The sequence below is a fragment of the Pseudomonas sp. TMW22090 genome, from assembly GCF_022496665.1.
GTDB classification, from domain to species: domain Bacteria; phylum Pseudomonadota; class Gammaproteobacteria; order Pseudomonadales; family Pseudomonadaceae; genus Aquipseudomonas; species Aquipseudomonas gregormendelii.
Genome location: NZ_SCFH01000002.1, coordinates 44,380 through 58,649, shown reverse-complemented (window position 1 = coordinate 58,649; position 14,270 = coordinate 44,380). Strand labels below are relative to the sequence as shown.

Genomic DNA, 14,270 nt, shown 5'->3' with positions numbered 1-14,270 from the left:
CCCCCCAACGTGCCAGCATTCAAGGAATACCCATGAAAGTATTGATCGTTCACGCCCATCCCGAACCCAACTCGTTCACCGCAGCCCTGCGTGACCAGGCTGTCGCGACACTCCAGGCCCAGGGGCACGAGGTCAAGGTCAGTGATCTGTACGCGATGAACTGGAACCCGGTGGCCAGCGCCGATGATTTTTCCTCGCGGGACAATCCCGACTACCTGGTGTATGCCCTGGAGCAACGCCTGGGCGTCAAGAGCCAGTCCCTGGCGCCGGATATCCAGCAGGAACTCGACAAACTGCTGTGGGCAGACCTGCTGATCCTCAACTTCCCGATTTTCTGGTTCTCCGCACCGGCCATGCTCAAGGGCTGGATCGATCGGGTGCTGGTGTCCGGCGTGTGTTATGGCGGCAAGCGTTTTTACGACCAGGGCGGTTTGAGCGGCAAGCAGGCACTGGTGACAGTCACCCTCGGCGGGCGCGAGCACATGTTCGGCGAGGGCGCGATTCACGGTCCGCTGCAAGACATGCTGCGTCCTATACTGCGAGGCACCCTGGCCTACGTCGGCTTCGACGTGCTGCAACCCTTTGTCGCCTGGCACGTGCCTTACATCAGCGACGAGGCCCGCAAGGGTTTCCTGCACGATTACCAGCAGCGCCTGGAGCACCTGAGCGACGAGCAGCCACTGACGTTCCCGCGCCTGGCGCAGTTCGATGAGGCCCTTTATCCGCTGCCCGTGTGAGTGCACGTCACGCCGCTGGCGTTCATGCCGATGGACGCCAGGCCCCAGGTCTTTCTACACTGCCCGCAGTTCAGGGGACCAGGGGGCAATGGATGAATCGCAATGAGCTACGCAAGGCCGACATCAACCTGATGGTGGTGTTCGAGACATTGATGCTCGAACGCAACGTCACGCGCGTTGCCGAAAAGCTGTTTCTCGGCCAACCGACCATCAGTTCGGCGCTCAACCGCCTGCGTGCGATGTTCAACGACCCGTTGTTCATTCGGGTCGGCCATCGCATGGAACCCACCGCACGCGCCGAAGAGTTGATCAAGTATCTTTCGCCGGCCCTGGATTCGCTGTCGATCGCCCTGAGCCTGACCCACGATTTCGATCCCGCAGTCAGCACCATGACCTTCCGCATCGGCCTGTCGGATGACGTCGAATTCGGCCTGCTGCCGCCGCTGTTGCGGGCCCTGCGCCAGGAAGCGCCGAAAGTGGTGTTCGTGGTGCAGCATGTCGACTACTGGCGCATTCCCGACTTGCTGGCGTCTGGCGACATCACCGTCGGCATCAGCCAGACCCGCGGTCTGCCGGCCAACGCCAAGCGCAAATTGCTGCGGCACATCCAGCCCAGCATCCTGCGCGCCGATGCGTCCGACACCCCGCTGACCCTGGACGAATACTGCGCGCGTCCCCACGTGCTGGTGTCCCACACCGCCAACGTCAGTGGCTACGCTGATGAATGGCTGGCAGAGATCGGCCGCACCCGCCAGGTCGTGCTGTCCGTGCCGCAATACAGCTCCTTGCCCGCGCTGCTGGCAGGCACCGACCTGATCGCCAGCCTGCCGGACTACACGGCCGAAGCCATGGCCGCGTCCGGTGCACTGTTCAAAGAGCCATTCCCGTTCAAGACTCCGACCCTGGACCTGTCGATGGTCTGGCTCAGCCACGTCGACACCGACCCTGCCGAACGCTGGCTGCGCAAACGCCTGGAAACCTTCATGAGCGCGACCGATCTTATGCCCCCAGCGCCGTGAGCCCGCAAACTCTGTGCTATACGTATGACCCTTGCGCCACTTCAGAGAGCATTCGACATGCCCCACCTGCACATGGAATACACCGCCAACCTGCCAGGCCTGAACGCCGACGTCGCCTTGATCCGGCTGAACAATACCTTGGTGGGGTCTGGCCAGTTCGCTGCCGAATTCGACATCAAAAGCCGCGCGATCAAGGTCGAGACCTTTAAGGTCGGCACCGCCATGGCCGAGCGTGGGTTTGTGCATGTGAAACTGGCGCTGCTCAGCGGGAGATCACCGCAGATCAAGAAGCAACTGTCGGAGAGCCTGTTGGCAGTGGTGCAGGATTTGTGCGAATGGCCAGCCGGTGTGGAAGTGCAGTTGTGCGTGGAGATTCTGGATATTGATCGGGAGTCTTATGCGAAGACGGCGGTTGGGCACTGATTGAGTTGGAGCTGTCAGCCAGTTATCTCCACTTGGGATTGGAACAGGCTCACCCATCACAGTGTGAGCCCTGGTCCTTGCGCTACTTGCTCTGACGGTCACATGCCAGATCGATCTGCTCGCGTAACCAGGCATTAGCGCCATCCTTCTCCATTCCCTGATGCCACTGCATATCCAGGCAAAAACCTGGTAACCCCACCGGCGCTTCGCAACACCCAAACCCGCCATCGCCAGCAAGCGCCTGTTGAATACTCTTCGGCAACATCACCACGAACTCCGTCCCCTTGATCATCTTCAATGCCGCGCCATAACTGTTGGCCCGCGCTACGATCTGGCGGCTGCGCCCCTGTTGTGCCAGCCAGCCGTCGACCATGTTGCTGCTGGAAGTCCACGGGGTGGGGAACACGTGGCGGCGTTCGACGAGTTCGTCCAGGCTCAACCGGGGCTCGCCGGGGGCGGCGGGTTTGTCGAAGACGCAGACCAGTTGATCTTCCAGCAGCGTCGCCGACTTGATGTCGCCGTGGCTGCGATGAAAGTTCGGGCCGAAGCAGATCACCAGGTCGAGGCTGCCGTCGCGCAGGGCCTGGGCCGGGATGTCGGATTCGAGTTTGTGCACGTTGACGGTCACCGGCCAGTCAGCAAACGCGAAGTGCTTGAGCAGACGTGGCAGGATCAGTTGTTCGAAATATTCCGGGGCGCACAGGTTGAAGGTGGTTGGCCGCAGGGCGGGGTCGAAGGTCGTTGCGCCGGCGTGGCACAGGTTGATGTGTTCGAGGACTTTCAACACGTGCGGGTACATGCGGTCGGCTTTGTGAGTGGGCTGCATGCCGGAACGACTGTAAAGGAACAACTCATCGGCAAAAGCCGCGCGTAGTTTCTTCAGGCAGTAACTCACCGTCGACTGGCTGACGCACAGGGCTTCGGACACGGCGGTGACGTTGTGTTGCTGGTACACGGCAACGAACACCATGAGGTCCTGCATGTCGAGCTTTCTAAGTACGTTGCTGTTGAGCATCCATTGCGTCTCGCAGTCCTTGTTGCGCAGGTGGGCGCAACAGTCTGCGAAGGATCCTAACGGATCGACGGAATCAGGAGAATCTTCCTTCAGTGAATGTGTCGAGCGTAGTGCCGGGGATCGAAGCGCAGGACCATGAGGATCATCAGCGCCACGACGGCAGTCAGGCCCCACCAGGCCCACTCGAAGCTGCCCAGATGATCGCGAATCATACCCGCGAGCAGTGGCGAGACACCGGCGATCAGGTAGCCGATGCCCTGCACGAACGCGGTCAGGCTTCCCGCACGTTGCGGGTTGTCCAAGTGGTCCATGGACACGATCAGGCTCATTGGAAACAGCCCGCCAATGCCCAGCCCCAGCAGGCATGGCCACATCAGGCTCAAGTGCTGCGGGCCGAGGATCAGGCCGCAGAAGCCGGCCATGATCAGTCCCAGCAACACCACCAGCACCAGGCGGCGGTCACGGCTGCGGTTGGCGATGGCCGGGGTGGCCAGGCCGGACAGCACTTCCATGGCTGTCAGGAAACCCAGAAGCAAGCCGGCGTCCTGTTCGCTCCAGCCTTTTTCCACATAGTACGGCGCCAACCAGGCCAGCACGCAAGTGTAGGACGCGGTGCCCAGGCCGAAGAAGATGGCGAGCAGCCAGGCGCGGGAATTGTTGAAAAAAGACTGCCTGGTGGCCGACTTTGATTCGATCAGCGATTGCTGCGCGGGCTGTGCCATCCAGAAAATCAGGGCGACCACCGCGAGCGCGGCCCAGACTGCCAGGCCGACTCGCCAGCTACCGGTGCGAATCATCACCAGCGGGGCAAAGGCGGCGGCGATGGCCGCGCCGCCCATGATCGAGGTGACATAGAGGCCCATGCACAGAGCGACGTTGTCCCTGAAACGCGACTTGATCAGGGCTGGCATCAACGCCTGAATCAGGGCAATGCCCACGCCTGCCAGCACGGCGCTGAGAATCAGTTCGGCTGCGGAGTCGAGGAACAGTCGTGATGCGGTAGCCACACCGATGATCAGCAGGGAAAGGAACACGGTCCGTTGTTCGCCCAGGCGCTGGCTGACGCGGATGCCGAAGAACATGGCCACACCCATCGCCATCACCGGGAGCATGGTCAGCAGCGACGCCAGGCTGAAACTCAGTTCAATGTCCCCACGAATCGCCGACAGCAACGGGCCGATGGCGGCCATGGAGGGGCGCAGGTTGAGCGCAACCAGGACGATGGCAAACATTAGTAGAAGGGCGGGGCGGGCGGTGGCGCGGACGGTTTCCATGGATCGGACCTTGAATGAGCAGGTGCCGATTAAGCCGGCGCGAGTTGGCGGGCGGCAAATCAGAAAGTCGTCTTTGGTATTTGGAAACTAAATAGTGCTGATTGTTTAGCCAACCCACACCCAAGGTTCTTCAAATGCCGATTTAATACCCCAACCACCCGTGTGACGCTGCTGTCATCTGTTTTGCACGGTTTGTCCTATGGACGGTTGCCCCGTCACACTTCCTTCCGAACTGGCCTTCTGGGCGCTGTGGCACTGCCGTCACGCGCGCCCGCCGGATTTCTGCGTTCTGCGTTGATTCATCAATAACCGGTCCCGGCACGTTTCGGGATCAATCGGGCAGCGCGTGCGCGCTTGCCTGACACGCAAACAAGAGAAATCCCATGAGCAGTGCCACGACCGCCTTCGCCACACAGCAGGAAGCCCTGACCTTTCTGGAACAGAATCCGGACATCGAGATGTTCGAGCTGTTTATCCTCGACAACAATGGAGTACCACGGGGCAAGTTGTTGCACCGCGATGAGCTGCTGGCGGTGTACGCCACTGGCCGCCCGCTGCCGAGCACTATCCTTGGCCTGACCATCAATGGCGATGACGTGGAAAACTCCGGGCTGGTGTGGGACGTGGGTGACATCGATTGTCGCGCCTACCCGGTCAGCGGCAGCCTGACGCGCATGCCGTGGCGCTTGATTCCGACGGCGGCGGTGCAGGTCAGCATGCACCCGACCGAAGGAATGCCGGCGACCATTGCCGACCCGCGGCATCTGCTGGCCAAAGTAATTGAGGGCTTGCAGGCCGACGGTTATTACCCGGTGATGGCGGCGGAACTGGAGTTTTATCTGCTGGATCAGCAGCGCGACGGTAAAGGACGCCCACAGCCGGCGCGGGACGTCGACGGCGGTCGCCCACGGGGTACTCAGGTCTATGGCCTGCGCGAGCTGGAGCAGATTGAACCGTTCCTGGCCGATCTCTACAGCGCCTGCAAACTCCAGGGCATTCCGGCGCGTACGGCGATTTCCGAATACGCGCCCGGGCAGGTGGAAATCACCCTCGAACACCGCACTGATGCGCTGCAGGCCATGGACGAAGCGGTACGCTACAAGCGGCTGGTCAAGGGGGTGGCGCACAAGCACGGGATGACGGCGTGTTTCATGGCCAAACCGTTCGATGACCTGGCGGGCACCGGGATGCACATGCACGTCAGCCTGGCGGACTGCGAGGGTAACAACCTGTTTGCCAGCGAAGCGGCGGACGGCACGCCGCTGCTCAGGCATGCGGTCGGCGGCATGCTCAGCACCTTGCTGGATTCGTTGCTGTTGTTTTGCCCGAATGCCAATTCCTATCGCCGCTTTCAGACCAACAGCTACGCGCCGCTGGCTGCTACCTGGGGCGTGGACAATCGTACGGTCAGCTTGCGCGTGCCCGGCGGCCCGGCGTTTTCCCGGCATATCGAGCATCGCATTTGTGGCGCTGATGCCAACCCGTACCTGGCGGCGGCGGCGATCCTGGCCGGTATCCATCGCGGCATTCTTGAAAAACTCGACCCCGGGGCACCGGTGGAAGGCAATGGCTATGCCCAGGCCAAGGAATTACTCCCCACTGACTGGCTGACCACCCTGCGCGCGCTGGAAGCGTCGAGTTGGGCGCGGGAGGCGTTCGGTCCTGAATTCCTCGGGGTCTACCTGGCGGTCAAGCGTGCCGAGTATCGGCAATTCATGGGCGAGGTCGGCGAACAGGATTGGCGCTGGTACTTGCACCAGGCCTAAGGGCAGGCTGAATCATTCTCAAATAGGCTGCAAGTTTGATCAATGTGCCATTAGCCAACTAATCGTTGGCTAATTTTTCACAAAAAATTGATGGTTGGCTGCCTAGAGTTAATGTCGCCGGGATAAATGATTTTTTCACATTTGTCCCAGGCGCCTCTCTTCAGGAACTGCCGACATCATGTTGAAGTTAAAAGCCGTTCGCCCCGAGTGGGTGACACTTGCTGCCAGTGTCTTTTTATTAACAGGTTTTAATTTCGTACTGTGGCAGCACCTGGCCGAGATCACCGCCAACGACGGCCAGGGGCTGGCGATGCGGATCGCGTTCGGGGTGATGATCCTGGCAGCCTTCAACATCGTGCTGACATTGCTGGCGTTTCGGCCTGTCCTGAAACCTGCACTGACGCTGATCTTCCTGTGCAGCGCCGGGGTGGCGTACTTCATGAGTCAATATGGCGTGCTGATGGACATTGGCATGCTGCGCAACTTTGCCCAGACCAACGCAACGGAAGTTCGCGATTTACTGTCAATTAAGTTGCTGGCTTATATATTGTTGCTTGGGGTTTTACCCTCTTGGTTGTTGTGGAAGTTGCCTGTCAATTATCGGCGTTGGCACCGCGAGCTATTAAGCAAAGGGTTGGTGAGTGTGGCGTCGGCTGCGGTCATTGGAGCGATTGCGCTTATTAACTATCAAGGCCTGTCCTCATTGTTTCGCAACCACCACGAATTACGCCTGATGGTGGTGCCAAGTAATTATATTGCTGCCTCGCTTGGCTTTATTAAGGAGCAGGTTGCGACGGCACAGCGCCCCTTTGTGAAGATTGGCGAAGACGCCCAGCGTAATCCTGCCTGGCAAACCCACGGCCGCAAATCCCTGACGGTGCTGGTGGTGGGCGAAAGTGCCCGGGCGGAAAACTTCGGCATTCTTGGCTACGGTCGCGATACCACGCCCAAACTTGACAAGGAGGCGGGCCTGATCGCATTCACTGATGTGCATTCCTGCGGCACTGAAACGGCTGTCTCCGTGCCGTGCATGTTTTCCAACATGGGCCGCAAGGGTTACAACGCAAGCCAGGCAAAAAGCGAAGAGGGCCTGCTGGATGTGCTCAAGCGGGCAGGGCTGGACGTCATCTGGCGTGACAATCAGTCGGGATGCAAAGGCACCTGCGACCGCGTCACCTTTGAAGACGTCAGCAATCTGCAGACGCCCGGTTTATGCGCCAGCAGTGAATGCCGCGATGAAATCCTGCTGCAGGGCCTGCAGCATTTCATCGACTCCCTGGACAAGGACACCGTGCTGGTGCTGCACCAGATGGGCAGCCATGGCCCGGAATACTTCAAGCGTTACCCCAAGGAATACGAACACTTCACCCCTGTTTGCGAAAGTAATGCGCTGAACAATTGCAGTCGAGAAAGTATCATCAATGGCTACGACAACACCCTGGTGTACACCGACCATGTACTGTCTTCGCTGATCGACGTATTGCGCAGCAATCAGGACAAAGTCGACACGGCGATGCTCTATCTGTCGGATCACGGCGAATCCCTGGGTGAGTACAACCTGTTCCTGCATGGCACGCCTTACATGCTCGCACCGGACCAGCAAAAGCATGTGGCGATGCTGGCCTGGTTCTCCGACAGTTATCAAAAGTCGTTTTCGGTGGACACCCACTGCCTGCAGCTAAGTCGTGACAAACCCCTGAGCCAGGACAACCTGTTTCACTCGATGCTGGGCCTGCTGGAGGTCAACAGCAAGGTCTACGACCAGGACCTGGATATGTTTGCCGGCTGTCGCGGTGCGGTGATCGATGGAGTGCTGGCCAAACAGTAGGACAAGCGAAGCGGCCTGCACCCCGTAAACCTCCGCCCGTCAGACATTTCTTGCCGTCATGTACATCTTTTCGCTAAAGCTCTTGTTCAGTGGAGGCGCGGAAATCGCCGGGGGCGATATATACTGCGCGCCATTCTTCAAGGGAGAGCCGTGTGGCCATCGATATTCACTGGATTCGCGACAACGATAGCCTCGGTCGCTTTTGCGCCGAATGGCAGCAACTGCCCTACGTTGCCCTCGACACCGAATTCATGCGGGTCGACACCTTTTACCCGATTGCAGGCCTGCTGCAGATCGGCGATGGCGTGCGCGCTTACCTGATTGATCCGTTGACCATCGACAACTGGCAGCCGTTGGCCGCATTGCTGGAAAACCCGGCGGTGGTCAAGGTGGTGCACGCGTGCAGCGAAGACCTCGAGGTGTTGCTGCGCCTGACCGGCAGCCTGCCGGCGCCGCTGTTCGACACTCAACTGGCGGCCGCGTACCTGAACCTGGGTTTCTCCATGGGTTATTCGCGGCTGGTGCAGGAAGTGCTGGGGATCGACCTGCCCAAGGGCGAGACTCGTTCGGACTGGCTGCAACGTCCGCTTTCCGACACTCAGATCAGCTACGCAGCGGAAGACGCCCTGCATCTGGCGGAAGTTTTCGTACGGCTGCGTCCGAAGCTGTCTGAAGACAAATACAACTGGGTTCTGGAAGATGGTGCCGAACTGGTCGCCAACTTGCGTCGCGAGGTCGATCCGTACGAGGTCTACCGCGAAGCCAAGCTGGCCTGGAAGCTGTCCCGTGCCCAACTGGCCGTGTTGCGTGAATTGTGCGCCTGGCGCGAGCGCGAAGCCCGCGCCCGTGATCTTCCGCGCAACCGCATCGTGCGCGAGCATTCCTTGTGGCCGCTGGCGCGCACTCAGCCGGACAGCCTGGGTGCGCTGGGCAAGATCGAGGACATGCACCCGCGTACCGTGCGTCAGGACGGCGAGTTTCTGCTTGATCTGATCAAGCGCTCAGGCAGTGTGTCGCCTGATCAATGGCCGCCTGCCGTGCCTGAACCCTTGCCGGTGGAAGCCGCCGCGCTGGTCAAGCAACTGCGTGCGATCGGCCAGGCCGAAGCCGAACGCCTGAACATTGCGCCGGAACTGATGCTGCGCAAGAAAACCCTGGAAGCCTTGCTCAAGAGCGGCTTTCCCAATGGTCCCTACCAATTGCCTGATTCGCTGCGTGGCTGGCGCCGCGAATTGATGGGCCAGGCGCTGCTCGACAGCCTGGCCACCGCCGGAGAACAGCCTTGAAACGTATTTGCTCCATTTATCGAAGCCTGAAAAAGAACGAGATGTATCTGTATGTGCTCAAGAGCGATGCCCTGGAGCGCGTGCCGGAGAGCCTGATGGCGGCGTTCGGCAAGCCGCACCACGCGTTCGACCTGGTGCTCACGCCTGAGCGCAAGCTGTCGCGCGAGGACATCACCGTGGTGCTGGAAAACCTCGACAAACAGGGTTACCACCTGCAAATGCCGCCCGCCGAAGACGAGTACATCGAGCACCTTCCGGAAGAGTTGCTGCGACGCAACGACCCGATGTAATCGGCCAAGGCGGCGAGCTTCCCTGAAACACTGGAATTGATATCTGGCGATGACCGCGCGATGGAGGCTGACTCCAGCGGCGGTTGTCCGCACTGTTTTCGAAAGGTTTGAACCATGCGCGTTCTGATTGCTGAACACGACCATCCTGTGTACGCCCAACTGTTGCGCCAGGCCGCGCCTGAGCTGGAAGTGCTGACCAGTGGTGACTCCGCCGAACTGGCCAGCCAGGCTGCCGACTGTCCGGTCTGGCTGGGCCAGCCGGATCTGCTGGCGAACCTGCTGCGTCAGGGTCACCAACCTCAGTGGCTGCAGTCGACCTGGGCGGGAATCACACCGCTGCTCGCCGACGGCTTGCCACGGCACTACCGTCTGACCCGGGCGGTGGGGATTTTTGGCCAGGTCATGGCCGAGTACGTACTTACCTATCTGCTGGGTCACGAGCGCGAGGTGCTGCCGCGCCTGGTCAGCCAGGTCGAGCGCAAGTGGGACAGTCGCCAGGGCCAGAGCCTGGCGGGTCGCAAGGTGTTGATCGCCGGCACTGGCGACATCGGCCAGACCGTTGCCCGTTTTCTGCAGCCCTTTGGCGTCGAGTTGTACGGCATCGCCAGCGAAGCCCGCGAGCAGGCACCATTTGTCGAGGTCGGCACCCTGTCGGACCTGCCTCGGCTGGTGGGTGAAATGGATTACGTGATCAACCTGTTGCCGAACACGCCTCACACCCACGATCTGTACGATGCTGCGCTGTTCAAGCAATTCAAGCCCACCGGGTTGTTCCTCAATGTGGGTCGTGGAGTCGCGGTAGTCGATGCCGATCTGGTGGAAGCCTTGAAGGAAGGGCATCTGGCCGGCGCGGTCATCGACGTCTGCCGCCAGGAGCCATTGCCGCAGCGGCATCCGTTCTGGACAGCGTGGGGCTTGCTGCTCACCGGCCACAGCTCGGCACCGACCTCACCTTCGATGATGGTGCAACTGTTCGTCGAGAATCTGCGGGCGTACCAGGCGGGCGAAGCGTTGCGCGGGGAAGTGGATTTCAGTCGCGGGTATTGAGTCGTCTCCGAAAAGGTCGCAGCCTGCGGCAGCTCCTACAGGGCCATGTGTTGTACACCTGTAGGAGCTGCCGAAGGCTGCGATCTTTTGCTTTTAGAGGGTGAAATCACCCTCAGCCGCCAACTCGGCCAACGGCCGACGCGGGCTTGGCAACTCGCGTGCCTGCAGGTATTCCGCCAGGGTCGCCTTGTCCCCCAACTTGCCCACAGCCACCGCCGCGTGCAGGGCATAACCCTCGGGGATGTTCAGTTCCTTGCGGGTCAGCGCCTGGTCAAACCCGGCCATGCCGTGAGTGTGCCAACCGCTGATGCTCGCTTGCAGGGCCAGATGCCCCCAGGCCGAACCGGTGTCGAACGTGTGCCACAGCGCCGGGGTTTCTTCACTGGCGCCCGGGGCGGTGAAGCTGGTCTTGGAGATCACAATGATCAGCGCCGAGGCATGTTGCGCCCAGCTGCGGTTGAATTCGTTCAGCAGGCCGAGGTAACGCTCCCAGTTTGGCGTGTCGCGACGTGCGTACAGGAACCGCCACGGCTGCGAGTTGTAGGCCGAGGGCGCCCAGCGTGCGGCTTCGAAGAAGCTCAGCAGCGTTTCCTCGGGAATGGCTTCGCCGGTGAATGCGCGGGGCGACCAGCGGTCGGTGAACTGTGGGTGGATAGCGTAATCGGCAACACGCGGGTTGGCACTCATCGACAGATTCCTTGCTTGGTATGAAAGTGGGCGACGCAAAACCCTACGTGGCGGCGTCAAAACTGACAAGTGAGTTCTACCGGCAGTCGCCAATGCTTGGCCCGCAGGGCCTGTGGCACTAGACTGGCGGCCTTTTCACCACCTGATGTCGATGCTCGAACCATGGCCGCCAAAGTCGAACCGTTCTGGATAAGCAAAACCCTCGATCAACTCGATCAAGAGGAATGGGAATCGCTGTGCGACGGCTGCGGCCTGTGCTGCCTGCAAAAACTCGAAGATGAAGATGACAACAGCGTCTATTACACGCGAATCGCCTGCAAGTTACTGGATTTGAAGACCTGCCAGTGCAGTGATTACCCGAACCGTCGAGCTTCGGTGCCAGACTGCATCCAGCTCACGCCTGGCAAGGCCGACGAGTTCAAATGGCTGCCACCGACCTGCGGTTACCGCCTGGTCAGTGAGGGCAAGGACCTGCCACTCTGGCACCATCTGGTCTGCGGTGATCGCGATGCGGTGCACCATGAACGCATTTCACAATCAGGGCGCATGCTGGCCGAAGGCAGCGTGGCCGAAGACGATTGGGAAGACCATCTGATTTTCCGCGCGGGTTGATTGTCCGCTCGCCACAAGGAGAGTGTATGGCTGTGGGATTGCGCCAGGCGTTGGCGGTGGGGCTGCTGGCCCTGAGTTCATCGGTGTGGGCGGCGAAGAAAGTCGATCTCGATTACCACGTGCGCCTGTTGCCGCAAAGCGACCAGGCCGAGGTGCGGCTGACACTTGCCCAGGGTTCGGCCGTCCGAAGCCTGGATTTCGACCTGGGCGATGGCAGCCATTACAGCGACTTCAAGGCCGACGGCCAGTGGCAACTCGTGCCGGGCAAGCACGCGCGCGGCATCTGGCGACCGGCTGCCGACAAGTCCAGCCTGACCTATCGCGTGCGCATCAGCCATGGTCGCAAGGGCGGCAGCTTCGAGACGCGCATGACGCCCACCTGGGCGCTGATGCGCGGCGACGATCTAGTGCCCGCCGCCAGGCTCGATCAGCAGGACGGCATCGAGCTGGTGTCGCGTCTCGAGTTCGAGTTGCCGACGGGCTGGAACAGCGTGGAGACCGCCTGGCCGCGGATCGGCCGGAACAAATTCCGCATTGATAACATCTCCCGGCTGTTCGACCGACCCACAGGATGGATGCTCGCCGGCCACCTGGGGACTCGTCGCACGCGGCTTGGGGAAACCGAGGTCACGGTGGCGTCCCCTCAGGGACAGGGCATGCGGCGTATGGACGTGCTGACGCTGCTGACGTTCATCTGGCCCCAGGTCCAGGCGGTGTACCCTCGGCATCCGACCAAACTGCTGATCGTCGGCGCCAGTGACCCTATGTGGCGCGGGAGTCTGGCGGCACGTGAATCCATATACCTCAACTCCCGGTTACCGCTGGTCAGCGAAAGCGGCAGCAGTGCACTGGTGCGCGAGTTGGCCCAGCTGTTTGCACGCATCAATGACAAGCAGCGAAGCGACTGGATCAGTGAGGGGTTCGCCGAGTACTACGCCATCGAACTGGTACGCCGGGCGGGCGGCATGAGCGATGAGCGGTATGCCAGCTTGCACAAAAAACTGGCGCGAGAGGGCGAGAAGGTGAAGACCCTGCGCGGCGAGCAGGTCGATCCGGCGCAGATTGGCAGGGCGGTGTTGCTGCTGGGGGAGCTGGACCAGGAGATACGCATCAAGACCCGCAACAAGCGCTCGCTGGACGATGTGCTGCGCGGGGCGATGCGATTGGAAAGTGTAGATACCAGGGAATTTGTGCAGTTGGCCGAGAGTGTGATTGGCGAGCCTTCCAGCGTTCTGGATACCGGGTTACTCCACTAAGTCAAAAGATCGTCCGAACACGGCCCGCGTTCGGACGATCTTTTGCCCTTAAACCCCAGTCTTCGGAGAAACCAGCGAATCATTGCCAGTCACAGTAGCCGTACTGGTCGCTGCCTCGGCATTCTTCTTCAACTGGGTCAATTCTTCCCCGGCGCGCTCGATCTTGGCCCGCACGTTGTTCATGTCCTGGCGACTCTTTTCCAGCAGGCTCTTGGCCGAACTGTGGCCGGTGATACCACGGGCCAGGGCCACGCCGCCGATCGCCACCTGGATCAAACCAAAAATCCCGCCGCGACGCAGGCCTTTGCCCATCATCACCACGCCACCGGCGAGTGAGCCGATGCGTTCCCAACCGTGAACGTTCTGCTCGGGGTAGGTTTGGAACGGGGTGGATTCAATGCGCTGTACGCGTTTGAGTTCGCTCATGATCTGTCTCCTGGCTGGATGGACTGCTTCAAGAATAGATAATTAAGCTGACTGCCATCGCGGGCGGCTTGTTCCATCGGATGTGCAGCAATTTAGCGGAATTTCGCCCCGGAGCGGGTGTTCAGGCCTTTGGCCATGCGGTCGTAGAGCACCACGTTAACGGTTGCTGCGAGGTTCATGCAGCCGGTTGTCGGGATGTAGACCACGTCTTCACACCAGTCACGTATCTCCTTGTCCAGCGAGCCGTCTTCCGGGCCGAAGATGTACAGGGCGCGATCGGGATGGGTGTACTCAGGCAGGGCGCGGGCACCTTCGACCAGTTCAACCGCAACCGGGACGCAACCCAGGGGCAGGATTTTTTTCAGGTCATCGATGCCAATCAGCGGGATATCGTAGTGGACCCGCTTGGTGTCGGTGACGAAATCAGCGGCGCGTTCATAGCGCTTGCCGGTGTAGAAAACCGAGGCCACGCCATAGCAGCCGGCGGCGCGCATGACCGATCCGACGTTTTCCGGTGACTTGGGGTTATACAAACCAATGCAGCTGTACCGTTTGTCTGCCACGAGCGGGGTGCCTTCGGGAAAAAACGGCGATTATACGGGGA

Annotated in this window: 15 protein-coding genes; 10 read left to right on the top strand and 5 right to left on the bottom strand. The window is 60.6% G+C overall.

All coding sequences use genetic code 11. The annotated features are described in order from the left end of the window. Positions 1-32: 32 nt before the first annotated feature. The 3 genes from EQV97_RS06315 (at position 33) to EQV97_RS06305 (ending at position 2,179) form a co-directional block, all read left to right on the top strand. A complete protein-coding gene (locus EQV97_RS06315) occupies positions 33-737 on the top strand; it encodes an NAD(P)H-dependent oxidoreductase (protein ID WP_122837842.1) in 705 nt (234 codons plus the stop codon). Between the two features lie 92 nt (positions 738-829). Then, positions 830-1,756, top strand: a complete 927-nt coding sequence (locus EQV97_RS06310) for a LysR substrate-binding domain-containing protein (RefSeq protein WP_122837843.1) — start codon at positions 830-832, stop codon at positions 1,754-1,756. 57 nt (positions 1,757-1,813) lie between these two features. After that, the gene (locus tag EQV97_RS06305) at positions 1,814-2,179 is read left to right on the top strand and encodes a 5-carboxymethyl-2-hydroxymuconate Delta-isomerase (protein ID WP_201146613.1); all 366 of its coding nucleotides are present in this window, start codon (positions 1,814-1,816) and stop codon (positions 2,177-2,179) included. Positions 2,180-2,261: 82 nt separating this feature from the next. Here EQV97_RS06305 and EQV97_RS06300 read toward each other — a convergent pair whose 3' ends face one another. Beyond that, entirely contained in the window at positions 2,262-3,194 is a 933-nt protein-coding gene (locus EQV97_RS06300) for a LysR family transcriptional regulator (protein WP_240888693.1), read from the bottom strand. Between the two features lie 89 nt (positions 3,195-3,283). Then, positions 3,284-4,468 (bottom strand): cyanate transporter, encoded by a 1,185-nt coding sequence (locus EQV97_RS06295; RefSeq protein WP_201146612.1) that lies wholly within the window; start codon positions 4,466-4,468, stop codon positions 3,284-3,286. A 383-nt stretch (positions 4,469-4,851) separates the two neighbouring features. Here EQV97_RS06295 and EQV97_RS06290 point away from each other — a divergent pair, with 383 nt between their 5' ends. The 5 genes from EQV97_RS06290 (at position 4,852) to EQV97_RS06270 (ending at position 10,685) form a co-directional block, all read left to right on the top strand. Further along, complete coding sequence (locus tag EQV97_RS06290) at positions 4,852-6,234, top strand: glutamine synthetase family protein (RefSeq protein WP_240888692.1); 1,383 nt, start codon at positions 4,852-4,854, stop codon at positions 6,232-6,234. A 178-nt stretch (positions 6,235-6,412) separates the two neighbouring features. Beyond that, on the top strand, positions 6,413-8,062 hold the full coding sequence (locus EQV97_RS06285; RefSeq protein ID WP_240888691.1) for a phosphoethanolamine--lipid A transferase: 1,650 nt from the start codon (positions 6,413-6,415) through the stop codon (positions 8,060-8,062). 152 nt (positions 8,063-8,214) lie between these two features. Beyond that, positions 8,215-9,348 (top strand): ribonuclease D, encoded by a 1,134-nt coding sequence (gene rnd / locus EQV97_RS06280; RefSeq protein WP_122837849.1) that lies wholly within the window; start codon positions 8,215-8,217, stop codon positions 9,346-9,348. Then, positions 9,345-9,638 carry a YcgL domain-containing protein gene (locus EQV97_RS06275; RefSeq protein ID WP_008036150.1) on the top strand — a complete coding sequence of 98 codons (294 nt, stop codon included), beginning with the start codon at positions 9,345-9,347 and terminating at the stop codon, positions 9,636-9,638. The genes rnd and EQV97_RS06275 overlap by 4 nt, the downstream gene beginning before the upstream one ends. 114 nt (positions 9,639-9,752) lie before the next feature. Next, complete coding sequence (locus tag EQV97_RS06270; protein WP_240888690.1) at positions 9,753-10,685, top strand: D-2-hydroxyacid dehydrogenase; 933 nt, start codon at positions 9,753-9,755, stop codon at positions 10,683-10,685. Between the two features lie 93 nt (positions 10,686-10,778). On the opposite strand, the gene EQV97_RS06265 is transcribed toward EQV97_RS06270, so the two are convergent. Next, positions 10,779-11,372, bottom strand: a complete 594-nt coding sequence (locus EQV97_RS06265) for a nitroreductase family protein (RefSeq protein ID WP_045058737.1) — start codon at positions 11,370-11,372, stop codon at positions 10,779-10,781. A 162-nt stretch (positions 11,373-11,534) separates the two neighbouring features. Between EQV97_RS06265 and EQV97_RS06260 the strand changes: the two genes are divergently transcribed. Continuing rightward, positions 11,535-11,984: a YcgN family cysteine cluster protein gene (locus tag EQV97_RS06260; RefSeq protein ID WP_045058736.1), complete on the top strand. Its 450-nt coding sequence runs from the start codon at positions 11,535-11,537 to the stop codon at positions 11,982-11,984. Between the two features lie 26 nt (positions 11,985-12,010). Continuing rightward, positions 12,011-13,240 carry a hypothetical protein gene (locus EQV97_RS06255; protein ID WP_240888689.1) on the top strand — a complete coding sequence of 410 codons (1,230 nt, stop codon included), beginning with the start codon at positions 12,011-12,013 and terminating at the stop codon, positions 13,238-13,240. A gap of 48 nt (positions 13,241-13,288) precedes the next feature. On the opposite strand, the gene EQV97_RS06250 is transcribed toward EQV97_RS06255, so the two are convergent. Further along, positions 13,289-13,666, bottom strand: a complete 378-nt coding sequence (locus tag EQV97_RS06250) for a DUF2892 domain-containing protein (protein ID WP_122837852.1) — start codon at positions 13,664-13,666, stop codon at positions 13,289-13,291. 92 nt (positions 13,667-13,758) lie between these two features. Next, positions 13,759-14,229, bottom strand: a complete 471-nt coding sequence (locus tag EQV97_RS06245; protein ID WP_045058733.1) for an RNA methyltransferase — start codon at positions 14,227-14,229, stop codon at positions 13,759-13,761. Between the last annotated feature and the right edge of the window lie 41 nt (positions 14,230-14,270).

Coding starts and splice junctions, on each gene's coding strand:
- EQV97_RS06255 (WP_240888689.1), top strand. CDS start 12,011: ATGGCTGTGGGATTGCGCCAGGCGTTGGCGGTGGGGCTGCTGGCCCTG.
- EQV97_RS06295 (WP_201146612.1), bottom strand. CDS start 4,468: ATGGAAACCGTCCGCGCCACCGCCCGCCCCGCCCTTCTACTAATGTTT.
- EQV97_RS06310 (WP_122837843.1), top strand. CDS start 830: ATGAATCGCAATGAGCTACGCAAGGCCGACATCAACCTGATGGTGGTG.
- EQV97_RS06305 (WP_201146613.1), top strand. CDS start 1,814: ATGCCCCACCTGCACATGGAATACACCGCCAACCTGCCAGGCCTGAAC.
- EQV97_RS06285 (WP_240888691.1), top strand. CDS start 6,413: ATGTTGAAGTTAAAAGCCGTTCGCCCCGAGTGGGTGACACTTGCTGCC.
- EQV97_RS06260 (WP_045058736.1), top strand. CDS start 11,535: ATGGCCGCCAAAGTCGAACCGTTCTGGATAAGCAAAACCCTCGATCAA.
- EQV97_RS06315 (WP_122837842.1), top strand. CDS start 33: ATGAAAGTATTGATCGTTCACGCCCATCCCGAACCCAACTCGTTCACC.
- EQV97_RS06265 (WP_045058737.1), bottom strand. CDS start 11,372: ATGAGTGCCAACCCGCGTGTTGCCGATTACGCTATCCACCCACAGTTC.
- EQV97_RS06300 (WP_240888693.1), bottom strand. CDS start 3,194: ATGCTCAACAGCAACGTACTTAGAAAGCTCGACATGCAGGACCTCATG.
- EQV97_RS06290 (WP_240888692.1), top strand. CDS start 4,852: ATGAGCAGTGCCACGACCGCCTTCGCCACACAGCAGGAAGCCCTGACC.
- EQV97_RS06250 (WP_122837852.1), bottom strand. CDS start 13,666: ATGAGCGAACTCAAACGCGTACAGCGCATTGAATCCACCCCGTTCCAA.
- EQV97_RS06270 (WP_240888690.1), top strand. CDS start 9,753: ATGCGCGTTCTGATTGCTGAACACGACCATCCTGTGTACGCCCAACTG.